We start from the raw sequence: 23,664 nt of genomic DNA on the forward strand, positions 1-23,664 counted from the left end.
TCAAGCCTGGGCAACGCTCAAATTTCGGCTTTCAGGCTCAGATCAAGACTTCGTGCCTGATGAATGAGTCCGCCTACACTGACAAAATCCACGCCGGTAGCTGCAAAATCCCGGATAGTGTCCAGGCTGATCCCGCCGCTGGCTTCAGTCTCAAATTCACCATCGATGATAACAACGGCTTCCCGGATCTGTGCCGGCGTAAAATTATCCAGCAGGATCCTGAACACTTTACCTGCGCCGATTGCCACTGCGACCGCAACATCTTCCAGACTGCGGGTTTCAACCTCGATCTTTATATCAAGACCTTTTTGTTGGATGTAATCCCAGGCTTTGACAATCGCCTGCTCCAGACCTCCCGCGTAATCGATATGATTGTCTTTCAACATGATCATATCATACAGGCCAAACCGGTGATTCACACCGCCGCCGATCCGCACAGCTTCCTTTTCAAGTAATCTAAAATTAGGTGTAGTCTTACGGGTATCCAGTAACCGGGTTTTAAAACCCTGTAATGCCTGCGTGTACTCCCGGGTAAGGGTGGCTATGCCGCTCATCCGTTGCATGCAATTCAATATTAGTCGCTCGCCTTGCAGAATGGTGTGTTCCAGTGCCTCAATTTCAAAAGCGCGGTCACCCGGTTTCATCGGATCCCCATCAGCCATAAACGACGTGAAGCGGCAGCCCGGCTCCATGTATTCAAAAACGACCTTTGCCACTTCTACTCCGGCCAGGACTCCCTTCTGTTTGACCTTGAGCACAGCCTTTCCTTTCGCATGCGGATCAATACAGGATAAAGTAGAGTGGTCGCCATCGCCGATATCCTCCTGTAACGCTTCACTGATGAGGTGAATAAGCTTTTGATGAAATTCAGTTGTCATTTTGTAGTGCTAACGGCAAATTTACTCAATACAGAATTATTTTTCCTCGAATGGTTTTAAATGGTTCCGGGGATTGAGTTCGGGAACCGCCAAATGCTCAAGCAAATGTCTCCAGTCGCAGAGAAACAGAATTCCCTACCCAAAAAAAGCCTCCCTTCGGGGGAGGCTCTTTTTGAACAATACATTAATTACTTTATTTACTCGATCAATTGGAAGCGAAGTTCCTTGATCAGTTCCTTGCGACCTTCATTCTTCATGAATATGTTGACCCGGTAGTTCCCATTTCGTGTTACCAGGGTTCCTATGGCGTATCGCCCGTTAGGGGAGTCACCCTTATGCTTCAGGTCGAAAGCCCTCACCGAATTTTTCCCGAAAAAATCCCGCAGGATCTGCAATGCCTGCGCTTTACTGTAGGTATTGCCCTTATCCATGATGGTGAGCAGCATATTGTCGCCTGAATTATCGGCGATTTGCGTCGCATTTCCAGCTTTCAGGCCGTTAATGACGCCATCCAGACTTTGACTCATAACCTGACCAGCCCATAAAATTGATATGGCGACCAGTCCAATATGTAAAAACTTTTTCATGTGCTTATTTTCTCTCAACCGTGATTCTCACCGGATTCTTTCCTGGTTCTAAACCTGCCGGCTGAATATACCTTTTTTCATCAAACACCTGTGAGTGCCAAAAATATGCCAAAAATCACATTAAGACTGCATTTATCTTCTTAATTTTGATCGCTTCTCTAAGTCCCTTTCCAGGGATTTAGATTTTACCAGGCATTGAAAATCAACTAATTAAAAATATATAATATGTCTCAAAAAAAAGCGATCCTCATCATTATGGACGGCTGGGGCCTCGGAAAGGTTGCTTCGGCAGATGCTATTCAGCATGCAAACGTACCTTTTACAAAATCCTTGTATAGCAAATATCCCAATACTACCCTAACGACCTTTGGTGAGGCGGTAGGTCTCCCGGAGGGACAAATGGGGAACAGCGAGGTGGGACACCTGAACCTGGGTGCAGGCAGGATCGTGTATCAGGAACTGCAGCGTATTAATCTGGCCATCAAAAACGGCGAGCTGGCCCATAACGAAACGCTGCTTAATTCGATCAAAACGGCTAAGGAAAATAATAAACCCCTGCATCTTTTGGGCCTCGTAAGTAATGGCGGGGTCCATTCGCATATCAACCACCTGAAAGCACTGGTTGAAATCTGTAAACAGAACGGGTTGAAAGATGTCTATATTCATGCGTTTACAGACGGGCGCGACTGTGATCCCAAAAGCGGAATCGGCTTTCTAAAAGAGCTCCAGGATTTCCTCGACGGCCTCGGCTACGGTAAGATCGCTTCGGTGAGTGGCCGGTATTACGCGATGGATCGTGATAAAAGATGGGAGCGAGTGGCACTGGCTTATAATGCCCTGGTGAAAGGTGAAGGCGAAACGGCCCGGTCTGCCGAACAGGCGGTTCAGCAGAGTTATGACGCCGGTGTTACCGATGAATTCATTAAACCCACCGTCATCAGAGATGCCGATGGAAATCCCGTTGCCACCATTAAAGATGGCGATCATGCACTTTGCTTTAATTTCCGTACAGACCGCTGCCGGGAAATCACCGATGTCCTGACGCAGAATGACTATCCGGATTTTGGTATGCATAAACTGAACCTGGATTATGTCACGATGACCGTCTATGATCACAAGTTCAAAAATGTAAAAGCAATCTTTCTGAATGAAGACCTGACCAATACGATCGGCGAAGTGATGGAACAGCAGGGTCTGAAGCAAATACGCATCGCTGAAACCGAAAAATATCCGCATGTGACTTTCTTCTTCAGCGGTGGCAGGGAAACCCCTTTTGTAGGCGAGTCCAGGATCCTGAAGCCTTCACCAAAGGTGGCTACTTACGACCTGAAACCTGAGATGAGCGCCAACGACCTGACCGAAGCACTGTTGCCTGAAATTCATAACCAAACCGCGGATTTTATCTGCCTGAATTTTGCCAACACAGACATGGTGGGGCACACAGGTGTTTTTTCAGCGGCCATCAAAGCGGCTGAGACGGTGGATCATTGCGTGGAGCAGATCGTGACGGAAGCACTTAAACAGGACTATGTGATTTTTCTGACGGCAGACCACGGTAATTCAGATTACCTGATCAACGAAGATGGTACACCTAATACAGCACATACTATGAACCCCGTGCCTTTCTTTATCATTGATAATAATTGGAGAGGTGAAGTTAAGGAAGGAAAACTTGCCGACCTGGCGCCTACGATCCTGACCTTTATGCACCTCCCAATCCCGACGGAAATGACGGGTGATATCCTGGTGGACAAATCGACCGTACCGGCTTAATAGCTACACGTTACTACCAACCGGCAGCCCACTGATTTTACAATGTGGACTGCCGGTTTTTTCTTTTATATTTAAAAAAAAAATAAAGCTCCTGCGGCTGCACAAACTTTTCATTCTCAAATTCATGCCTTATCTTTAACGTAAATATTCATGCCATGTTAAAAAAAATTTTGCTGATCCTGGTCATTGTACTAGTCATCATCCAATTCATCCGGCCTCATAAAAACATTTCGGAAGGTCCACAACCCAACGCCATTCAGACCCGTTATGAACTACCTCCGAATGTTAAGATAATCCTCGACAGAGCCTGCATGGATTGCCACAGCAACAACACCCGGTATCCCTGGTACGACAAGATCCAGCCGGTAGCATGGTTCCTTGCCAGACACGTAAATGAGGGCAAGGATGGGTTGAATCTGGATGAATTCACCAATAAGCCAATGCGCGTGCAGTACCACAAAATGGACGAAATAACGGAACAGGTGAAAGAAGGCGAAATGCCGATCACTTCCTACACCTGGACGCACGCTGACGCCAAACTGAACACTAGTGAGAAGGAAGCTATTTACGGCTGGGTAGCTAATGTCCGGGCCAGTATGGAAGCAGCTTACCCCAGAGACTCCCTTGTAAAACCCAAAAAGGAAGATTAGTCGGAAAGGTTGTAACTTTGGGGATTGTGACCCGTGAAGAATTCTCAGATATTGCGTACACTATTCCCCATGAGCCTGGTATTTACAAGTATTTCGACCATGAGGATCGGATTCTGTATGTAGGTAAGGCAAAAGACCTGCGTAAGCGGGTGAGCAGTTATTTCAACAAGACCTTTACCAATTACAAGACCCACGAACTCGTCAAGCGGATCGCAAAGATCGAATTTACCATTGTTGATAGTGAGCAGGATGCTTTCTTACTGGAAAATTCACTAATCAAAAATTTCCAGCCCAGGTATAATATCAATCTCAAGGATGATAAATCCTATCCCTATATCGTTATCAAAAATGAAGACTTCCCGCGGGTATTTCTAACCAGGCAACCGATCAATGACGGATCGGAGTATCTGGGACCCTACACATCTGTACATAAAGTCAGGGAACTGCTAGAGTTTATCAAACGCACGATCCCTCTTCGGACTTGTGCACTGAACCTGAGCCCGAAAAATATTGCCAAAGGAAAGTATCAGGTGTGCCTGGAATATCACCTTGGCAACTGCAAGGGACCCTGCGAAGCATTACAGTCCAAAGAGGATTACGATGCAAATATCAAACGGGTGCGGGACCTGCTGCGTGGAAATCTATCCCCAGTGATCAATCACTTCAAACAGGAAATGAAAGAATATGCCGAACGGCTGGAATTTGAAAAGGCTGAACAGGTCAGGAAGAAAATTGAATACCTGAACGACTATTATCAGTCTCATACCGTGATCACAGGCACCAAGGGAGGTGACAAAGATGTATTTTCTATCATACGTGAAAAAACGATTGCCTATGTGAATTACCTGATGATACGCGGAGGCACCATCGTACAAACGCAGACCAATAAGCTGGAGACGCACCTGGATGAAGAACTGGATGAAATTCTGGTGCACGCGATCAGTCACCTGCGGAGCAGGTTCAACAGTCATGCCCCCGAGATCGTTGTTCCGTTCCAGATCGATTATCCCGAAGCTGACACCCGGATCGTTGTACCAAAAGCAGGTGACCGGAAAAAATTGCTGGAACTTTCAGAGAAAAACGCCGGCTATTTTATCGCGGAAGCGAAAAGAAATGCCATGCTCAAAACTTCCCATCGTGCAGATCCGATGAAGGATCTCGAGCAAATGCAGGTAGATCTTCATCTGCCGGAACTACCCGTACATATTGAATGTTTTGATAATTCGAATTTTCAAGGTAGCTATCCTGTTTCCGCGATGGTTTGTTTCAAAAACGGTGTACCCAGCAAGCAGGATTACCGGCATTTTAATATAAAAACGGTGGAGGGTATCAATGATTTCGCCAGTATGAAGGAGGCTGTGTTCCGTCGCTATTACCGGTTAAAAAAGGAACAACAATCCTTTCCCCAACTGGTGATTATTGATGGCGGCAAGGGTCAGCTTAGTGCGGCGGTGGAAGCCATCGAAGAACTGGAACTCACAGGAACCATTACGCTGATAGGCCTCGCCAAAAAAGTGGAGGAAATCTTTTTTGCAGGAGACCAGGAATCGCTGAAACTGCCATACAATAGCAGCAGCCTGAAGTTGATTCGCTATATCCGCGACCAGGTACACCGCTATGGCGTTACATTTCACCGGAAAAAGCGAAGTAAGGGTACTTTCAAAAACGAACTGGAGGAGATCAAGGGTATAGGTAAGGCCACCGCCGATCAATTGCTAAAAGAATTCAGATCCGTGAAGAAGATTCGTGAGAAACCCATAGAGGAAATTGCAGCTGTTGTGGGCCAGGCAAAGGCCAGGATCATCCATTCGCATTTGCATGATCAGGCGGCAGTTCAACATACCCCCGATCAATCGCCCCATCATTAGCCCGCTGTTTTGTTAGCTGCATTCAATTGCTCTTTCAGCGCGGGAACTGAAAACACCGGTTCTTTGCAGGTATAGTCCCGACAAAGAAAAATAGTCAGCGGCTTTAATGATCTTTTATCTTTCAAGAGGGGATAATCATCATTTCCAGTTTTCGAGGTCATCAGCAGGGCATGAGGCAGATAGGTCCCAAGGATCTCCTTATGCGCTTCTTCCATATCGCCGATCAGTACGATTTCTTCGGAACCTTTGACGAACTGGTAAAGGTCGCAGACCCAGGCGCCAAAACTGACCGGATATTTTGTAATCATTTCATGCAGTCCGGTAACCATATTTACTGCGCGCCTCGTCCAGTCGGGCCGCTCTAATAAGATCCCCAGCTCATATAAATTTTGCGCCATGACGGCGTTTCCGGACGGTGTGGCACTGTCATATATTTCAGTTTTCCGAATGATGATATCCTGCTGACCTTCGGGCGTAAAATAAAAAAGATCACCATCTGTTGAAAAAAGATTGATTACTCCCTGTGTAAGCTGTGACGCCTGATCCAGCCAGTCCGTATTGCCCGTTGTCCGGAGCAATTGCAACATGGCTTGTATCAAAAACGCGTAATCATCCAGGAATGCCGGATACTTTGCCTGCCCGCTTTTCCAGGTATGGAAATACAATTCATCTTCCGCCGGGAAGACTTCCAGCAGGAACGCCATATTCTTCATTGCCGTATGCAGGTATTCATCGTTTCCGGTGGCCGCGTAAGCTTTGCTATAAGCCATATTCATCAGAGCATTCCAACCCAGGATTATTTTATCGTCCAGCGCAGGCCTGATGCGGGTCTCCCGGGCTTTCAATAATTTTGGGCGCGCAGTGCGTAGGATGGCTGCCAACTCTTCAACGGAAATATTAAAATCCTGGGCTATCTGTTCGAAGGGTCGTAGTACCCGGAGAATATTTTTCCCCTCCCAGTTGCCTTTTTCAGTCACGTCGTAGCAGGCCGCAAAAACTCCAGCATCCTCTCCAAGCAATTGCTCAATTTCGGCATAGGACCAGGTGTAAAATTTACCTTCCTCCCCCTCGCTGTCGGCATCCAGCGCGGCATAGAATCCGCCCTCGGGGCTCGTCATTTCGCGTTCGATGAAACCCAGGGTTTGTTCCAGTGACTCTTTATATCGTGTAGATCCGGTCAGTTGAAACGCTTCACTTAGCAGCGAAATCAGTAGGGCATTATCATATAGCATCTTTTCAAAATGCGGGGCCAGCCATTCTCTATCTGTCGAATACCTGGCCATACCGCCTCCCACCTGATCGTAAATGCCACCTTCGATTATTTTATCCAGACTGAGCAGCGCCTGCTGACGTGCCTCCGCTGCCTGGCTGTCGACCCTGTTCTTTTCTCCATTGCCAAAACGCAACAAAAACTGCAGGGAGGAAAATTGAGGAAATTTGGGAGGATTGCCAAAACCACCCCATTGTTTATCGGCCTGCCTGAGTAAATGCATGACGGCAATATCAGCCTGTTCTGTAGTCGGTCCCGGCGCTCCTACCCTGACGAAAGCTCCCGGTGCGCTTGTTTTTTGAATATGTCCCACCAGGTTTTTGGCCTGTCCCTCCATATCAGCCCTCCGATTCTTAAATGCGTCAGACACAGCCGTCAGGACATCCATCCAGGAGGGGCGGTTTGCCATCGCCCTGGGCGGGAAATAGGTCCCGCCATAAAACGGCTTTTTGTCGGGAGTCAGAAACGCATTTAACGGCCAGCCGCCGCTGCCGGTCAGTAGCTGGACGGCATCCATATAAATAGCATCGAGGTCGGGCCGCTCCTCCCGGTCAATTTTGATACACACGAAATGCGCATTCATAAAAGCTGCGGTCGCTTCATCCTCAAAACTCTCCCGTTCCATCACGTGGCACCAATGGCACGCTGCATAGCCGATACTTACCAATATAGGCTTGTCTTCCTCTCTTGCCTTTTGCAACGCTGCATCGCCCCAGGGATACCAGTCCACCGGGTTGTGTGCGTGCTGTAACAGGTAAGGGCTGGTTTCGTTGATCAGGTGATTGGCCATAACAATTCAGCAAATTTAATCTGGTGAAAAATACGATTCGGAGCATTTCTACAGGCTCAAAGCATAACATATTAACAGGAAGAAAGAAAGATAGTTTTATCGGGATTTTCGGCCTAATACAGATCGATTCACACAAAACCTGCGATAAATCATCTTAAAAAGGCGCATAGCCTGCGTTTTTTATTGTACTTTTAAGTATCCATTTTTTTCTTACAAATAAAAAAATATTTGAGCCATGAGAAGAAGGGATTTTATTCAAACTACAACACTCGGAAGTCTTGCAATGAGTATTCCAGCCATTAGGTCATTTGGAAGCGATTTCCCGCCGGGCTACCAACTCCAGCGCAGGATACTGGGCCGGACCGGAGAATCCGTGTCGGCGATCGCTTTCGGGGGCATCATGCTCAATGATAACCCTCAGGAATTTGCCAATGAAATCGTTGCAAAAGCCTGGGATCTGGGCGTAAATTATTACGATATCGCGCCGGGTTACGGCAATGCCCAGGAGAAACTGGGCCCGGCATTGAAACCCTATCGTAAGAATTCCTTTCTGGCCTGTAAAACGGGTCGCCGCGACGCGGCAGGCGCTGAACAGGAATTAAATGATTCCCTGAAGAAATTGCAAACAGATCATTTCGACCTCTACCAGTTGCACGCAATTACCCGAGTTAAGGAAGATGTTGAACGGGTTTTTGAAAAAGATGGGGCCATGGAGACTTTCATCAGGGCTAAAAAAGAAGGCAAGGTCCGCTTCCTGGGCTTTTCGGCCCATTCCGTACCGGCTGCTATGCGCGCGTTAGAGCTTTATGATTTTGATACCGTTATGTTTCCCATTAATTTTGCTGTTTGGAATGCAGGGGACTTTGGGCCGCAGATCTATGAACTGGCGCTCAAAAGAAACCTGGGCATCATCGCGCTTAAATCGATGGCGCTCACACTTAATAAACCGGGACAGGAAAAATATGACAAGAACGTGTGGTATCAACCCATACAGGAAGATGACACGATGAAAATGGCTTTGAAATTTACACTCTCCAAAAAAATCGCAACAGCAATACCGCCGGGCAAATCGACCCTGTTTCTGAAGGCACTGGATGTGATGAAGAGTTACAAGCCCATCACCCGCTCTGAGACCAGGAAACTGGTGGCCCTGGCGGCTGAAACGGTTCCCGTGTTTACCAATAAATCCGTTTGAATTATAAAAGTTTAAATCATGTATACGTCCGCCAAACTCTATTCATTAAACGCAACGAATTACCGCACTTACCTGTTTACCACGCTGTTTGTGGCCGGCAATATCCTATTGCCGCAGTTAGTACATCTGGTACCCCAGGGTGGTTTGGTGTGGTTACCGATTTATTTTTTCACATTGGTAGCTGCCTATAAATTTGGGATCGTGGCTGGTTTGCTCACCGCCCTGCTTTCTCCGTTGGTTAACAACCTGTTGTTCGGTATGCCATCGGCAGAAATGCTGCCTATCCTTTTCAGTAAATCTATCCTGCTGGCTATTGCGGCATCCTGGGCCGCCCACAGTTTTCGAAAAGTATCCATACCTGCACTGATCCTGGTGGTGATCGCTTATCAGGTTACAGGCACGCTGGTAGAATGGTTGATCGCAAAAGATTTGTATGTGGCCTTGCAGGATTTCAGGATCGGATTCCCAGGCATGCTGGCACAGGTATTCGGCGGTTTCCTGGTGCTGAAAGCTTTGTCCCGAGTGTAATGATCCGTCAAAGACAAAACGGCTGCCCGAAGAAACCGACCTGGAATGAAGACTTTTGAAGAGATATTGCAGCGAATAGCTACCCTCTCTATCCATGAGGAGTTTGATATGATCGTGGCGATTGCCAACGGGGGAATTATTCCTGCAGCGATCCTGAATCAGCGGTTGCAGATCGAAATGCAGTTGTTGAAAATAAACCTGCGTGATCCGCAGCAGCGTCCAAAATATGATGCTCCCAGGCTTTTGACGCCTATTGATTTTAACTATCGTGACCGAAATATATTGTTGATAGAGGATCGCGTCAAGACCGGCGCCTCTCTGCAATTTGCCAAAAGCCTGCTGGAAAAAGAGGCAGGAAAAGTGAAGACTTTTGCGGTGAACGGACCGGCAGATTACTCACTGTATAACGAAGCCTGTTTTAAATTTCCTTGGCTGTTGTGAGTAACCCTTCTTGTTGAACTAACGCTTTTTTTGCGGTTTCACCAGGTAGTGAAAAAAACGCATTCAAATATTCAATTTTTCTAACCGGCCTGTCTACCGAAGGTAGGCTTGCTCGTTCGCCTGTGGTGGGGCCTGCCCTCCGCAGGCGGGCAAGCCCGCTTATGGAGGGCAGGATCGAGCTATATTCGAAAGAATCGACCGCTTTGGTCGGGCGGACATGCCTCCTTCGCGAGCCGACCATTAAAATATAAAAATCTACATATGAAACGAAGAGATTTTGTTCAGAAAGGCGCTGTTGCCAGCGCAGCCATGTTACTGGGCATTAAAGGAATCAACAATATTTTCGCCAGCAACGGCTTGTGGGTGGCTAAATCCCCCGACCTGGTGGCTGTTATGGGCGGCGAACCGGTGGCCATGTTCGAGAAAGCGCTTCAGCAACTAGGCGGTATCGGACAGTTTATTAAAAAAGGCCAAAAAGTGGTGGTTAAGCCAAATATCGGCTGGGACCGGGGTCCCGAAATGGCGGCCAACACCAACCCCGACCTGGTGGCAGCCATCGTTAAAAAATGCCTGCAGGCCGGCGCTTCCCGGGTGACGGTGTTTGATAATACCTGCGATAACTGGCAGAAATGTTACAGTTCAAGCGGCATTGCAGACGCCGTTAAACAGGCAGGAGGTGTGATTGTGCCCGCCAACAGCGAAGTGTATTACAAAGAAGTATCGATACCCAAAGGAGTTAGCCTGAAATCAGCAAAGATTCACGAAGCGCTCGTCGAAGCAGACGCCTGGATCAACGTCCCGGTTTTAAAAAATCACGGCGGCGCAAAGATCACCTGTTGTATGAAAAATTATATGGGGATCGTGTGGGACCGGCGTTATTTTCACCGGAATGACCTGCCGCAGTGCATTGCGGATGTGTGTACCTGGACCAAGAAACCCGTGTTGAATATTGTAGATGCGTATCGCGTGATGCATCAAAACGGACCGCAAGGGCGGAGCGCCAGTGACGTATCTGTCTTGAAAACCCTGATCGCTTCCAGAGATATTGTAGCTGCTGACAGCGCGGCGATCAGCTTTTTCAATCAGGTTGAGACAATGCCGATGTCTTCCGTGGGTTATATCGCCAAGGCCGAAGCACATGGGCTGGGTACTTCCAATCTCCAAAAACTTAATATCGCAAGGATCCGACTCTGATGGCAACGAAAAAGAAAAGAAACTGGCTGAGAATCATCCGGGTAGCATTGGCGAGCCTGTTATTCGCCATGATAACTCTTTACCTGGTGGATTTCACCAACCTGCTACCCAAAAGCTGGAAGATCCTGGTCGATTTTCAGTTTATCCCCGCGATCCTGGCGGCATTCTCGATCGGATGGGTTGTTATCCTGCTGGTGACCCTGGTTTTTGGCAGGATTTATTGTTCGGTGCTCTGCCCGGCCGGTATATTTCAGGATCTGATCGTCCGACTCTCCAGGATCAGATGGACCAGGAAAAAGGGAAAGAAAAAGAAATTCTTTTTCGAATACAAAAAGCCTTTTAATATACTGCGGTACAGCATTCTGGGGCTCTCGGTGGTGCTCTGGCTGCTGGGTAGCATCCACTTATTGTTGCTGCTGGATCCCTACAGCAATTTCGGCAGGATGATGTCGAGTATCTTCCGGCCTTCGCTGATGTGGACCAACAATATGGCTGCAGAAGGTCTGATGAAAGCCGGAAAATTCTGGCTTTTCCATGTGGATATCAATACCGTTTCCATAGCCGCCCTGGTCGCGGCTTTCGTGGCGATGGGCGTGTTTATCATCCTGAGCGTACTTCACGGGCGCTTGTTTTGCAACACGCTTTGTCCGGTTGGCTCCACCTTGAGCCTGTTTTCCAGATTTTCGCTTTTCAGGATTCAGATCGATCACGCGCTCTGCAACAGTTGCGGCAATTGCACCCGCGCCTGCAAGGCCGAATGTATCGATTTTGATAAACAGACGGTTGACAATAGCCGGTGCGTGACCTGTTTTAACTGTATTTCGCATTGCCACCGGGGCGGACTGCATTATCAGCTTGTCAATCCATTTAAGAAAAGGGAGGAGGTTCCCCTCAGCGAGACCGGCAAATTCAATGCAAAAGGCCGGCGGATATTTTTCAGCACGATGGGAACCGTATTGGCCACGGCGCCCCTGTTGCCTGCTTTCGCACAAAGACGGCTCCGGCAAAGACATGGGCGGGACGATGGCGAAGCCGGCGAAAAACATATCAGCATCAAGGGGGAAGGAGGACCAAGCGAAAAACACCATAAGCAAAACAAACCCATCACACCTCCCGGGTCAGGGAGCCTGGATCATTTTCTGGCTAAATGTACGGCCTGCCACTTATGCGTGGTCAAATGCCCGACCCAGATACTGAAACCAGTGGGTTTTGAGTATGGTATGGATTATCTGTTGAAGCCGGAGATGTGGTACACCAAAGCCTACTGCAATTATGACTGTACGATCTGCAGCGATGTCTGTCCCAGTGACGCACTCAAGCCTTTAACGCTGGATGAGAAACAGGTCACTCAGGTGGGGCTGGTGCAATTTGTGGAAGACCTCTGTATCGTGAAGACGGATGAAACAGATTGCGGGGCTTGTGCGGAGCATTGTCCCACCCGTGCGGTTAAGATGGTGCCTTACAAAGGCAGCCTGACGATTCCGGAAATTACTGAAGATATTTGTATCGGTTGCGGCGGCTGTGAGTATATCTGTCCCGTGCGGCCCAAACGCGCTATTTTTATTGTAGCCAACCCGGTGCATAAGAAGGTAAAGAAACCTGAAGAGGGTCCGGAGAAAAAAGTAGAAAGCCTGGATTTTGGATTTTAATTACGAATGAACTTGCCTGCCTCTGGTTGGCCTGCGGTCGGCGGGTAAACCTGTCGGCAAAGGCATGGGTAGATTATACCCTACCAGAACAAAATATTACGAAATAGTTGGAATCTGACGAAAAACGTCTAAAAATGGCAAATTAGTCACAAATTAATTACCCAATACCTCCGCTAGTTTGAGATCCAGATCCTCGCCCCGCAGATCCTTCCCCAAGATTTTTCCATCGGGGCCCAATAACAAGTTGCGGGGAATAGCGGTGATCCGGTATTTTTTGGCGACTTCATTCTCCCAGCCCTTGAGATCGCTGACCTGGGTCCAATCGAGCTCATCTTTCTTAATCGCATAAAGCCATTTATCGCGGTCCTCATCCAGCGATACGCCGAGCACTGCGAACCCCTTGTTCCGGAATTTTTCAAAGGTTTTAACCAGGTTGATATTCTCCCTGCGGCAGGGTCCGCACCAACTGGCCCAGAAATCGATCAGGACATATTTCCCCCGGAATTGCGACAGCGAAATCGCCTTACCGGCGGTGTCCAATTGCGAAAAATCGAGCGCTACGCTTCCTACAGAATGAAATTTTGCATCTACCAGTGCTTTTTTCAGGTGACCACCTAATGCATTTTCCATCGCCTCGGGCTTGAGGCTGTTTACACGTTTTTCCAATACGGCTACGTCCTCGGTCAGTCCGATGGTAGATAAAATAGCCAGCACACTCACCGGTGAGGATGGGCGTGGTCCAATAAAACCATCGATCTTCTTTTGCATCCCCGCTATGCCCGCTTCAAGCTGGGTTCGCGCACTGTCGCTTCCGGTCTGGACATCTTCCGCCAGATGGTTCAGCCTTTCAAACTCCGGTATGAACTGGCGTTGAAAGATCGTAAAATCCTGCTGCACCTGAGATCCGGTATAAGCCCAGGACTCCGGATCCTGATCCATATTACCAGCAAGTTTCACGGTTTCATTTCCCATAAACACCACCGTCTTGATTTTCTCGCCTACCGTCAGGCCCAACAAACTCGCGCCTTCCAGCTTCGAGCTCAGACTGAAAGACTCGCCTTTGGATTTGGTCTCGGCCAATGCAGCTCCCTGGTTACCAAGATCGGTGAGCGTTACACTGGTCCCGTCTTTCAGACCTTTAACCACGCCATTCAGTTTCAGCGACTGTGCCTGTGAAATAAAAGGGATCATCAAAAAAAACAACCATGCAAATCGAATCATAAAAAAGTATAATGTTTTTAATCAAATTTTTAAGAGCGGTTAGCCAATCGTAGGCCAAATTTTATCAGAACATTTAAAAGTCACCGTTCAGCTTGCGGGCTCCAGTACAGCCTCCACAAATTTCTTCGCATCGGCTAATTCAGCGCCCGGCTGACCCACCACTTTGATCAGCGCGGATCCAATGATGGCTCCGTTCGCGTGCCTGCACGCCTGAGTGAAGGTCTCCCAGTCACGAATCCCAAAGCCCGCCAACACAGGATTTTTCAACTGATAGCCTTTTAGTCGGGCCAGATATTTATCCACCGACTCAAAATCTCTTTCCTTTCCGCCTGTTGTGGAGGAAGATGAAACGGCGTATAAAAACCCGCTGCTCAGGCTATCCAACTGTCTGACCCGTTCTTCCGACGTTTCAGGTGTAACCAGAAAGACAAATTCAAGGCCGTTTTTGTTCAAAATCTCCCGATATTTTGTTTCAAACTCATGTGCGGGGACATCCGGGAGGATGAGGGCATCGATTCCTACCCTTGCCGCATCGGCACAGAAATTCTCAAATCCGTATTGCATCACCGGGTTCAGGTATCCCATCAGCACTACTGGCAGGTCGTTTCCCACACCGCCTTCTTCAACCGGCCTGCGCATGTCACTGAGCTGCTCAAAAAGTTTTTTCATGGTCATGCCATTGGCTAGCGCTATGGAACTGCTGTGCTGAATCACTTCCCCATCGGCAAGGGGATCACTGTAGGGCATACCCAACTCGATGATGTCCGTTCCGCCCTCCTGAAGCGTCCGCATCAGCGGCAGGGTACTGTCGAGCTGAGGGTAACCCGCCGTGCAGTAAATATTCAGGACATTCTCCTGCTTGTTTTGAAATAGTCGTTGTAACCGCGTCATATTTTGTTCGTTGTCCTTCCGAATTGTCACTTGCGGGTGAAAAATTATATCGTTCTGAGAAAATAAAAAACTGATTGAAAAAATCCGGGGTTAACTCCCGAACGCCCGCATATAGGTATCCATATCCTTATCCCCTCTCCCGCTCAGGCAGATCACCACGCGCTCATCCTTTCCAAATTGGATTTTTTCCAGGGCGGCCAGTGCATGTGCGCTTTCCAGGGCGGGAATGATCCCCTCCAACCGGGTCAGTTGAAACGCTGCATCCAGCGCCTCACGGTCGGTCGCATTCAGAAACTGCCCCCTTCCGCTGGCAAACAGGTTGGCGTGCATCGGGCCGATACCGGGGTAATCCAGTCCCGCAGAGATACTGTGCGCTTCCTGTACCTGTCCGTCTTCGGTCTGCATCACGAAACTCTTGCTACCGTGGAGGATACCGGGTTTTCCTAACTGGGTAGTGGCTGCCGATTCCCCGCTTTCCACCCCACAACCCGCTGCTTCAACGGCAATAATCTTCACGGAAGGTTCATCCACAAAATGATAAAAAGTGCCGGCCGCGTTGCTACCGCCGCCCACACAAGCGATGACGGCATCCGGGAGTTCCGATCCGGTCTTCGCTTTCATCTGCCAGCGGATCTCTTCGCTGATCACACTTTGAAAACGGGCCACCATATCCGGGTATGGGTGCGGACCTACCACGCTGCCAATGATATAAAATGTGTCATCGGGGTGATTGATCCAGTCGCGGATGGCTTCATTGGTCGCGTCCTTCAGCGTTTTGCTGCCGCTGGTGGCGGGGAGGACGGTTGCCCCAAGCATTTTCATGCGGGCCACGTTAGGCGCCTGCCGCTCAATATCTTTTTCGCCCATATACACCACGCACTCAAGGCCTTTGAGAGCGCATACGGTGGCGGTGGCCACGCCATGCTGACCAGCGCCGGTCTCTGCAATGATCCGGTGTTTGCCCAGTTTTTCCGCGACCAGGATCTGCCCGATGGTATTATTGATCTTGTGCGCGCCGGTATGGCAGAGGTCCTCCCGCTTCAGATAGACTTGAGTATTGTACTTGCTACTGAGTCTTGACGCAAAATAAAGGGGAGTAGGTCTGCCCGCGTAATCAACCAGCAGCGAATGGTATTCTTTCTGAAATTCCTCTGATGCAATGATTTGCAGGTAGTTGGTACGTAATTCCTCTACATTCGGGTACAACATCTCGGGAATATAGGCGCCTCCAAATTCCCCGTAATAACCCAGTTCATCGGGTTCTTTATAACTTACAGCCATTCCGCTTATCTGATTTAGAAAGGGGTAAAGATACGAAAAAGCCGCCTGCTGCTCAAATGAACAGACGACGCGCTCCCGCGGATTAAAATTCCTGGTATTCGGGTTTGTGTTTCCGGCCAAGGCCGATATTGAAGCCGGCCCGGATCACGGGCTGCATCGTGCGCGTACCGTTACTGTTCCGCCTGATATACGGGCTGTTTGCGTTGTTCAGCACATCAAACAAAACTGAAAGGTAGTAGAAAGTGGTGCCGCCTTTCACCCGCCCGGATGCAAAACCTGCGCCGGTCAGCAGGGATGGGGCATTGTAACTCGATTTGTAGCTGGTTCCGCCAATCGTAAATTTCTCATTGAAAAAATTCTGTTCAATTTGCGCTTGGGCAAACAGGAATGGGACCGGGTAAGCCCGTAGAAAAACGCCCGGACCATAAAAATGCTGCCTGACTTTATCGGCGTAATCGTAATTGGTTCCGTTATACACCGGGTAATCCCTGGCTCCCGTAAACAAATAATTGATCACGAAGCCCGCATCGAAATACTCGTTGAGGGTATATCCCAGCATCGGGCTGGCGCCCAGCATCGTGAAGCCACTGCCGAAAGACGCGCTGATATTACCGCCCGTAAACAACCGGTTTCTTGCCGGCATCTTCATTTCATGAGCGGGCCCGTCCCCTGCCTCGTTTGCATTCCTTACAATCACGCTATCGCCCTGGGCAAAGCCGGTCAATCCCAGCATCATCAAAAAAAAGAAGCAGGAAGCTGCTAATTTGAAAAATCTGTTCATGTGTTTATATCAATATTTTCTCTATTGGTCCGATGCTTGCAGTTTCCTGCAATCATAATCCTCACCAGGTGGTGAAAAAATCTCACTTAGTCCGGATATTCAGGCTGTTTACCGCAATGCCCGTGAGAGTGTCGAACTCTTTCTACGGATCAGGTGCTGAATTCCCTGCCTTTCAAGACCTAAAAATAAGTGAAAAGGTTGGATCAGCGGCTATCCTAGTCGGGATTTGATCACAGATCAACCGTCCTGATGCTGAAATTGATTCAAATCTTCCACGGTAAAAATCAGTTTCTGATCACAAATCAAAGATCTTGATAGTTAAATTGTCGCAAATCGTCCAGCATGAAAATCCGGTTTTAACTACGGATCAAAGATCTTCCCCGGATTCAGGATCAGGTTGGGATCAAATAATCGTTTTATCCCCCTAAGTAACTCCAGATGTTTTTGCTCAAAAACAATATCCAAAAAGCTTTTCTGGATCAGTCCGATCCCGTGTTCGGCAGAAATGGTACCGCCCAGGTTTTTCACCAACAGGAACACATCACGAAGCGCCGCTTGCATTCCGGGGTGATTAAAGCTGTCTTTCACCCCTTCTTTCTTAATACGCACGTGAAGGTTTCCATCACCCGCATGGCCATAGCATACCGCCAGGAAATCATGTTGCACACCTAATTCCTTAATGCCCCTGATCAGTCTGGCCAGTTCGGCCCGGGGCACGACGGTATCTTCTTCAATGGTATATCCGTCAGACCTGACCACTTCGGCCATCCGCAACCGCAGTTTCCACAGCTCCTCCTTTTGTGCCGCAGTGTCCGCCAGCAGCACTTCGTCCACGCCAAACTGTTCAAGTACACCCGCAATCTGCTCCATTTCCTCCATCAATACTTCCGGATGTTGGCCATCTACTTCGATGATCAGGTGGGCGGCGATGCCCTCATGCACCGGCGCCAGATGCTGATCCACGTACCGGGTCACAACCTTCAGCGCATCGATCTCCATCAGTTCCAGCGCGCTGGGGGTGATGCCCGACCTAAAGATAGCCGTTACCGCCTCACAGGCCCGATCCAGCGATCCAAAAGCAGCCAGCATCACCAGATCGTGTTTGGGATAGGGAATCAGTTTCAGCACAATTTTGGTGACGATGCCCAGGGTACCCTCGCTGCCCACCACCAGTTGAGTCAGGTTGTAGCCCGTGACATTCTTCAGCACATTGGCGCCTGTCCAGATAATTTCGCCAGTAGGCATAACCATCTCCAGATTCAGCACGTAATCCTTCACCACACCGTATTTGACGGCTTTGGGGCCTCCGCTGTTTTCAGCAATATTGCCTCCAATAAAGCAACTGCCGCGGCTCGCCGGGTCGGGCGGGTAAAACAATCCCTTCTCCCGGACAGCCTCCTGCAACACCTGGGTGATCACACCCGGCTCTGTAATAACCTGCAGGTTGCGCTCATCTATTTCTAGGATCCGGTTCATCCGCTCGGTGGAGAGCAAAATACCACCACGGTAAGGAAGTGCGCCACCGCTGACGCCGGTACCAGCGCCCCTGGGCGTGACGGGAATCAATTCCCGGTTGCAAAACTTCATCACCGCGCTGATCTCTTCGGGGGTACGGGGTTTAATCACCAGCTCCGGCCAGTATTGCAGGGTTTCCGTCTCGTCCCGCGAATAAGCCTCCCGCGTGCTTTTATCAAAAAAGACCTGATCCTCACCGAGGATCGCGATAAGTTCCTGAATATGCGCTGGATTTATTGAAGTCATTCGTTGTTTTTTGATAGATGGCGAGCGCGCCTAATGCAGCGCCTGCCCTGTCAGGATATTTTACTCCAGACCGTCTTGCCTTTATGCGCGCGGAGAAAATCCTTCAGCGGGGCATTCTCAGGCAGGTCCAGCCCGGGATCCTGCTCCAGGATTTCCTCGCAGAGCAATTTTGCTGTTTCCACCATCGCCCGGTCGTTCACGATATTTGCCAGTTTAAAATCGAGCACCCCGCTCTGCCGGGTACCTTCGATATCGCCGGGCCCTCTCAGTTCCAGGTCCTTTTCGGCAATCTCAAAACCATTGGTGGTGGCCGCCATGATCTTCACTCTTTCCCTCGCCACCTGCCCTATTTTCCGGCCGGTGAGCAAGATACAATAACTTTCCTCGGCGCCTCGTCCCACCCGCCCCCGGAGCTGGTGCAATTGCGATAAGCCAAATTTCTCGGCGCTTTCGATCAGCATCACCGATGCATTCGGGACATTCACGCCAACCTCGATGACCGTAGTGGAGACCATGATCTGGGTATCATGATCCACAAACCGTTTCATATTGAGATCTTTTTGCGCTGCGGGTTGCCGGCCGTGCACCATGCTGATCCAGTAGGCCGGTTCGGGGAAATAGACCTTCACGTTCTCATAGCCATGCATCAGGTTTTCATAATCCAGCTTTTCACTTTCTTCAATCAGCGGGAAAACAATATAGGCCTGCCGTCCTTTTTCGATCTCAGCTTTCAAAAAATGCATCACCAGGCCGCGGTCCTCTTCATACCGGTGTACGGTGCGGATGGGCTTTCTGCCTGGCGGCAGTTCATCGATCACGCTATAATCCAGGTCGCCGTAAGCCGTCATCGCCAGGGTCCGGGGTATGGGCGTTGCCGTCATCACCAGCACATGCGGAGGGATATCGGCTTTTTCCCATAGCCGCGCCCGTTGGGCTACGCCAAAACGATGTTGTTCATCAATGATCACCAGGCCGAGGTTAGAGAACTGCACGGCCGCCTCAATCACGGCATGGGTACCCAGCAGGATGGGAATGGAACCATCCCCCACCCCTTCCAGAATGCGCTGCCGCTCTGCTTTTTTGGTTGATCCGGTGAGTAAAGCCACGGGAATCTGCAGTTGGGTCAGCAGATCCAGTACGGTTTGAAAATGTTGGCGGGCCAGGATTTCTGTCGGCGCCATCATCACGGCCTGGTATCCGTTGTCGATAGCCAGCAGCATGGACAAAAGCGCCACGATGGTTTTGCCGCTGCCCACATCGCCCTGCAACAGCCGGTTCATCTGCCTTCCGCTACCGGTGTCCTGCCTGATCTCCCGCAAAACGCGTTTTTGCGCGTTGGTCAGTTCAAAAGGGAGGTGTTCATGAAAAAACCGATTAAAATAGTCCCCCACCTGCTTAAAGATCACACCTCTTGAGTGGCGGTGCCGCTCGGAACGGCGCAACTGCAATCTCAGTTGGGCAAAAAAGATCTCTTCAAATTTCAGCCGCCTGAGCGCCTGCGCGTGTTTCTTCAGATCGGGCGGGAAATGGATAGTCCGGAATGCCTCAAACCGGCGCATCAGCTTGAGTTTGTGGAGGAGCGGTTCGGGAAAATTCTCCGGAAGGTCTCTTTCCTGCAGATGGGCGATCAGGGTTGCACTCAGCTTTCCGATCTGCCTTCCCCCCAGTCCGCGGGTATTCAGTTTTTCGGTCGATGGATAGATGGGCTCCAGGAACGCCTTGCCTGCTGCTTTTTCCGGGTCCCAGACCTCCATTTCGGGGTGGACGAGCTGGGGGCTTCCCATGTACCAGGTCACCTTACCATAAACCAGGTAGCGGGTCCCGGGTTGAAACACTTTCCGCATCAGGCTGATCCCCTGAAACCAGACCAGGTCCAGCGAACCCGATGGATCGGTGAGGGTGGCGGTGAGTCGCCTGCTTCTTTTGACGCCCAGTTCTTCAAACGGCCCCAGCACCCCGGTAAACTGGGCATAGTCGTCGGCCGGGCTAATATCTGCGATACGGCTGATCCGCGTCCGGTCGATATGCCGGAACGGAAAATGATATAGTAAATCTTCAAATGTGAAAATTCCCAGTTCTTTTTGCAACAGCTCCGCCCGTTGGGGGCCTACCCCTTTCAGATATACGATCGGACTGGATAATATGTTAGCCATGGAGGAGCTCACGGTTGTAGCGCAAAAATAACCCCATTTTCTGCAGCACGCTGCAAAGCAATTTGGCGGTAAGATAAAAAACAATTGTTGTTCACTGTAGATTCCAGCCTTAAATTGGATTAAAACCGGGCTGAATGACGAATGGATCTGAAAAAAGCAAAATCCACCTGGAAAATGTCCATTCCCGCGCTGTCACAAATCCGTTTTGCTCAAATCGACCTCAACGCCTGCCTCATAATCCACTCCCCCATCACTCAAATGGTCCAAATTTTCCCGAAACCGTAAACAGGATTTCCCGATTTTGAAAGTGATTGGCGGCGTTAACCCCTTCCTTTGCACCTCATTCAACAAATCATGAGACTACACTATCTATTTATATTAAGTTTTACGTTTTTTACAACCCTGCTCAACGCGCAGAACCGGACAGGAAAAATAGAAGGGACCATCACCACGACCGATGGCGCCCCAGTTCCCGAAGTGAATATCCACCTCAAAGAGCTGAAAAAATATACCCGGACCAATCACGACGGGCATTTCTCTTTCAGCGATATCCCCTTTGGCAAATACACCATCGTCTATTCTTTTGAAGGCGCATCCCCGCAGGAAGCCAATGTGACGGTCCCGCCGGAGGCAGAAGCCACCACATGGTACCGTCTGCCCCTCAACACAAGGGAGTTACAGGAAGTGATCGTCACCTATAAAAAAGGCATGAACAAAGGCAGCACCCAGATCTCCAAATCGGGCATTGCGATCATGGACATGCCCCAAAGCGTATCTGTTATTGGCCGGCCGGTGATTGAAAACCAGCAGGCGCAAAAGCTGAGCGACGTGATCAAAAATGTGAACGGGGTCTATCTTGGCAGCTACCGCGCCGGTACCCAGGAAAATTTCTACGCACGGGGATATAATTTCTCCGGTACCAATATGTTTAAAAACGGCTTCCGGATCAACCCGGGCTCCATGCCTGAAATGAGCGGACTCGAAAGCGTAGAGATCCTCAAAGGCAGCGCAGCGATCCTTTACGGCAATGTGGCGCCCGGCGGCATTATTAACATGGTGACCAAAAAACCAAAATCTGAATGGGGAGGTGAGATCAACATGCGCGCGGGAAGTTTTGACCTGTATAAACCGGCCATCGATGTGTATGGCCCGCTGTCCAAAGCGGTATCTTTCCGGGTAAACGGGACCTATGAAAAAGCAAACAGCTTCAGGGATGTGGTCAAATCCACCAAGTATTATGTCAACCCCTCGTTCCTGTTTGCCATTTCCCCGCGCACTGAGTTGCTCCTGCAGGGCGATTACCTCAACCATTCGTTTACCCCTGATTTCGGTATCGGCACCCTGGCAGACACGATCATCGCCAACCTGCCGCGTTCCAGGTTCCTGGGCGCACCCTGGCAATACGCCAAAACCGAACAGGGAACGGCTTCTGCGGTGCTGAACCACAAATTCAACGAAGCCTGGCAGCTCCATGCCGGTCTGGATGTACAGGATTTCAAAAGGGATTATTTTGCCCTGGAAAGAATCCAGGCCAAGGCCAACGGGGATTGGGGCCGGCCGATCGGCAAGACCAACAACCATGAGAAATACACCACGGGCGAAGTCAACCTGACCGGAAAATTCAATACCGGCGCTTTCCGCCACCAGGTTTTGGCCGGGACCGATGCGGACAGGTACTATACAACCCTGCTCACGTCTGACATGGAAAGAAAGATTTACGACAGCATCAATATCCTGGATCCCGGGAAGTTCACGCCCCGGACGGATGTGCCAAACGCAAAATGGGCCACCCGGACCGAAACGCCGGTGACTAGAGTGGGGATCTATGTGCAGGACCTGGTGAACCTTTCGGAGAAATTCAAGTTGCTGGCGGGCCTTAGGTGGTCCTGGTTGGAAACGAGTCCGGTAAAAACGACTTATTTGCTGAAGAACGACTCTGTTGGTCTTGCGAAAGCCATCACCGATCAGGCCTTTTCACCACGGCTTGGCCTGGTTTATCAGCCCACCAAATTCACCTCGGTTTTCGCCAGCTATTCCAATTCTTTCACCCCCAATTCGGGAACGGATATTTACTTCAACCCGCTCCCGCCTTCTGTGATCGACCAGTATGAACTGGGCATCAAGAATGACTTTTTCAATAGCCGTCTGGATGTCAACCTGACGCTTTACCGTATCCTGAATAACAACCTGGTGCAGATGGCGCCTTTTGGATCCGATGGGCGTCCGAATTCCAATGGTAGTATCAAGGAGCTGACCGGGCAGACCACCAGCGATGGTCTTGAACTCGATTTCAGCGCCCGGCCGATCAAGGGGATGGAGATTTTGGCGGGATATAGTTATAACTATATCCGGTACACCCGAGCGGAGAAGGGAGCCGGTTCCTATGTTAAGGGGCAGCGGCTTGTCAATACACCGGCCCACACGGCCAATGCGTCTGTGTTTTACCGTTTTGAGGAAGGAGGGCTAAAGGGGCTGAAACTGGGCGCAGGCGCCTATTATACCGGGGAAAGAATGAGCGGCTGGAATTACACGGTTAATGCGAAGCGCCCTTACTACTCGGTGAAACCGTACACAACTGTTGATGTCTCCGCGGGCTATGAGATCGGCAAGGTCGGGCTGTTGGCAAAACTCGCCAATCTGACGGACACTTATAATTATGCCGTTCACGAAAATTACAGTATCAATCCCATTCCACCCCGAAACTTCGTGATTACGGCCAGTTTCAAGTTCTGAGATGGTTTGGCGGGGTCTTC

The 23,664-nt window shown here is 49.7% G+C and carries 18 protein-coding genes; 9 read left to right on the forward strand and 9 right to left on the reverse strand.

What is annotated here, in order from left to right:
• Window positions 1–17 precede the first annotated feature (17 nt).
• Together nadC and AC3WS5_RS10690 are read right to left on the reverse strand one after the other, a co-directional pair.
• Window positions 18–878 carry a carboxylating nicotinate-nucleotide diphosphorylase gene (gene nadC / locus AC3WS5_RS10685; protein WP_492467362.1) on the reverse strand — a complete coding sequence of 287 codons (861 nt, stop codon included), beginning with the start codon at window positions 876–878 and terminating at the stop codon, window positions 18–20.
• Window positions 879–1,075: 197 nt separating this feature from the next.
• A complete protein-coding gene (locus tag AC3WS5_RS10690) occupies window positions 1,076–1,465 on the reverse strand; it encodes a DUF4783 domain-containing protein (protein WP_492467363.1) in 390 nt (129 codons plus the stop codon).
• 225 nt (window positions 1,466–1,690) lie between these two features.
• Here AC3WS5_RS10690 and gpmI point away from each other — a divergent pair, with 225 nt between their 5' ends.
• The 3 genes from gpmI to uvrC all read left to right on the forward strand — a co-directional run bounded on the left by gpmI (window position 1,691) and on the right by uvrC (window position 5,756).
• Entirely contained in the window at window positions 1,691–3,238 is a 1,548-nt protein-coding gene (gpmI, locus tag AC3WS5_RS10695; RefSeq protein WP_492467364.1) for a 2,3-bisphosphoglycerate-independent phosphoglycerate mutase, read from the forward strand.
• Between the two features lie 155 nt (window positions 3,239–3,393).
• Window positions 3,394–3,888: a heme-binding domain-containing protein gene (locus AC3WS5_RS10700; RefSeq protein ID WP_492467365.1), complete on the forward strand. Its 495-nt coding sequence runs from the start codon at window positions 3,394–3,396 to the stop codon at window positions 3,886–3,888.
• Between the two features lie 26 nt (window positions 3,889–3,914).
• Entirely contained in the window at window positions 3,915–5,756 is a 1,842-nt protein-coding gene (gene uvrC, locus AC3WS5_RS10705; protein ID WP_492467366.1) for an excinuclease ABC subunit UvrC, read from the forward strand.
• On the opposite strand, the gene AC3WS5_RS10710 is transcribed toward uvrC, so the two are convergent.
• The gene (locus tag AC3WS5_RS10710; RefSeq protein WP_492467367.1) at window positions 5,753–7,816 is read right to left on the reverse strand and encodes a thioredoxin domain-containing protein; all 2,064 of its coding nucleotides are present in this window, start codon (window positions 7,814–7,816) and stop codon (window positions 5,753–5,755) included. The genes uvrC and AC3WS5_RS10710 overlap by 4 nt on opposite strands.
• Before the next feature lie 235 nt (window positions 7,817–8,051).
• Here AC3WS5_RS10710 and AC3WS5_RS10715 point away from each other — a divergent pair, with 235 nt between their 5' ends.
• From AC3WS5_RS10715 to AC3WS5_RS10735, 5 genes are all read left to right on the forward strand, one after another.
• Window positions 8,052–9,011 carry an aldo/keto reductase gene (locus AC3WS5_RS10715; RefSeq protein ID WP_492467368.1) on the forward strand — a complete coding sequence of 320 codons (960 nt, stop codon included), beginning with the start codon at window positions 8,052–8,054 and terminating at the stop codon, window positions 9,009–9,011.
• An 18-nt stretch (window positions 9,012–9,029) separates the two neighbouring features.
• On the forward strand, window positions 9,030–9,539 hold the full coding sequence (locus AC3WS5_RS10720; protein WP_492467369.1) for a hypothetical protein: 510 nt from the start codon (window positions 9,030–9,032) through the stop codon (window positions 9,537–9,539).
• Between the two features lie 45 nt (window positions 9,540–9,584).
• The gene (locus tag AC3WS5_RS10725; protein WP_492467370.1) at window positions 9,585–9,980 is read left to right on the forward strand and encodes a phosphoribosyltransferase; all 396 of its coding nucleotides are present in this window, start codon (window positions 9,585–9,587) and stop codon (window positions 9,978–9,980) included.
• Window positions 9,981–10,241: 261 nt separating this feature from the next.
• Complete coding sequence (locus AC3WS5_RS10730; protein WP_492467371.1) at window positions 10,242–11,174, forward strand: DUF362 domain-containing protein; 933 nt, start codon at window positions 10,242–10,244, stop codon at window positions 11,172–11,174.
• Window positions 11,174–12,823 (forward strand): 4Fe-4S dicluster domain-containing protein, encoded by a 1,650-nt coding sequence (locus AC3WS5_RS10735; RefSeq protein ID WP_492467372.1) that lies wholly within the window; start codon window positions 11,174–11,176, stop codon window positions 12,821–12,823. Before AC3WS5_RS10730 ends, AC3WS5_RS10735 begins: the two co-directional genes overlap by 1 nt.
• 153 nt (window positions 12,824–12,976) lie before the next feature.
• Here AC3WS5_RS10735 and AC3WS5_RS10740 read toward each other — a convergent pair whose 3' ends face one another.
• The 6 genes from AC3WS5_RS10740 to recG all read right to left on the reverse strand — a co-directional run bounded on the left by AC3WS5_RS10740 (window position 12,977) and on the right by recG (window position 20,911).
• Window positions 12,977–14,044 (reverse strand): redoxin domain-containing protein, encoded by a 1,068-nt coding sequence (locus tag AC3WS5_RS10740; protein WP_492467373.1) that lies wholly within the window; start codon window positions 14,042–14,044, stop codon window positions 12,977–12,979.
• Between the two features lie 87 nt (window positions 14,045–14,131).
• Window positions 14,132–14,935 (reverse strand): tryptophan synthase subunit alpha, encoded by an 804-nt coding sequence (gene trpA / locus AC3WS5_RS10745; RefSeq protein ID WP_492467374.1) that lies wholly within the window; start codon window positions 14,933–14,935, stop codon window positions 14,132–14,134.
• Window positions 14,936–15,025: 90 nt separating this feature from the next.
• A complete protein-coding gene (gene trpB / locus AC3WS5_RS10750) occupies window positions 15,026–16,216 on the reverse strand; it encodes a tryptophan synthase subunit beta (protein ID WP_492467375.1) in 1,191 nt (396 codons plus the stop codon).
• A gap of 82 nt (window positions 16,217–16,298) precedes the next feature.
• Entirely contained in the window at window positions 16,299–16,997 is a 699-nt protein-coding gene (locus AC3WS5_RS10755; protein ID WP_492467376.1) for a hypothetical protein, read from the reverse strand.
• Window positions 16,998–17,357: 360 nt separating this feature from the next.
• Window positions 17,358–18,758, reverse strand: coding sequence for an FAD-binding oxidoreductase (locus AC3WS5_RS10760; protein ID WP_492467377.1), 1,401 nt, complete (start codon window positions 18,756–18,758; stop codon window positions 17,358–17,360).
• A 50-nt stretch (window positions 18,759–18,808) separates the two neighbouring features.
• A complete protein-coding gene (gene recG / locus AC3WS5_RS10765) occupies window positions 18,809–20,911 on the reverse strand; it encodes an ATP-dependent DNA helicase RecG (RefSeq protein WP_492467378.1) in 2,103 nt (700 codons plus the stop codon).
• Between the two features lie 354 nt (window positions 20,912–21,265).
• Here recG and AC3WS5_RS10770 point away from each other — a divergent pair, with 354 nt between their 5' ends.
• Window positions 21,266–23,644 (forward strand): TonB-dependent siderophore receptor, encoded by a 2,379-nt coding sequence (locus AC3WS5_RS10770; RefSeq protein WP_492467379.1) that lies wholly within the window; start codon window positions 21,266–21,268, stop codon window positions 23,642–23,644.
• The last annotated feature ends 20 nt before the right edge of the window (window positions 23,645–23,664 follow it).

The sequence above is a fragment of the Niabella sp. CPT15-335-S11 genome, from assembly GCF_058792415.1.

Excerpts from the sequence above, each read along its gene's own strand:
- nadC (WP_492467362.1), bottom strand. The coding sequence starts at position 878 with ATGACAACTGAATTTCATCAAAAGCTTATTCACCTCATCAGTGAAGCG.
- AC3WS5_RS10690 (WP_492467363.1), bottom strand. The coding sequence starts at position 1,465 with ATGAAAAAGTTTTTACATATTGGACTGGTCGCCATATCAATTTTATGG.
- gpmI (WP_492467364.1), top strand. The coding sequence starts at position 1,691 with ATGTCTCAAAAAAAAGCGATCCTCATCATTATGGACGGCTGGGGCCTC.
- AC3WS5_RS10700 (WP_492467365.1), top strand. The coding sequence starts at position 3,394 with ATGTTAAAAAAAATTTTGCTGATCCTGGTCATTGTACTAGTCATCATC.
- AC3WS5_RS10710 (WP_492467367.1), bottom strand. The coding sequence starts at position 7,816 with ATGGCCAATCACCTGATCAACGAAACCAGCCCTTACCTGTTACAGCAC.
- AC3WS5_RS10715 (WP_492467368.1), top strand. The coding sequence starts at position 8,052 with ATGAGAAGAAGGGATTTTATTCAAACTACAACACTCGGAAGTCTTGCA.
- AC3WS5_RS10720 (WP_492467369.1), top strand. The coding sequence starts at position 9,030 with ATGTATACGTCCGCCAAACTCTATTCATTAAACGCAACGAATTACCGC.
- AC3WS5_RS10725 (WP_492467370.1), top strand. The coding sequence starts at position 9,585 with ATGAAGACTTTTGAAGAGATATTGCAGCGAATAGCTACCCTCTCTATC.
- AC3WS5_RS10730 (WP_492467371.1), top strand. The coding sequence starts at position 10,242 with ATGAAACGAAGAGATTTTGTTCAGAAAGGCGCTGTTGCCAGCGCAGCC.
- AC3WS5_RS10735 (WP_492467372.1), top strand. The coding sequence starts at position 11,174 with ATGGCAACGAAAAAGAAAAGAAACTGGCTGAGAATCATCCGGGTAGCA.
- AC3WS5_RS10740 (WP_492467373.1), bottom strand. The coding sequence starts at position 14,044 with ATGATTCGATTTGCATGGTTGTTTTTTTTGATGATCCCTTTTATTTCA.
- trpA (WP_492467374.1), bottom strand. The coding sequence starts at position 14,935 with ATGACGCGGTTACAACGACTATTTCAAAACAAGCAGGAGAATGTCCTG.
- trpB (WP_492467375.1), bottom strand. The coding sequence starts at position 16,216 with ATGGCTGTAAGTTATAAAGAACCCGATGAACTGGGTTATTACGGGGAA.
- AC3WS5_RS10755 (WP_492467376.1), bottom strand. The coding sequence starts at position 16,997 with ATGAACAGATTTTTCAAATTAGCAGCTTCCTGCTTCTTTTTTTTGATG.
- AC3WS5_RS10760 (WP_492467377.1), bottom strand. The coding sequence starts at position 18,758 with ATGACTTCAATAAATCCAGCGCATATTCAGGAACTTATCGCGATCCTC.
- recG (WP_492467378.1), bottom strand. The coding sequence starts at position 20,911 with ATGGCTAACATATTATCCAGTCCGATCGTATATCTGAAAGGGGTAGGC.
- AC3WS5_RS10770 (WP_492467379.1), top strand. The coding sequence starts at position 21,266 with ATGAGACTACACTATCTATTTATATTAAGTTTTACGTTTTTTACAACC.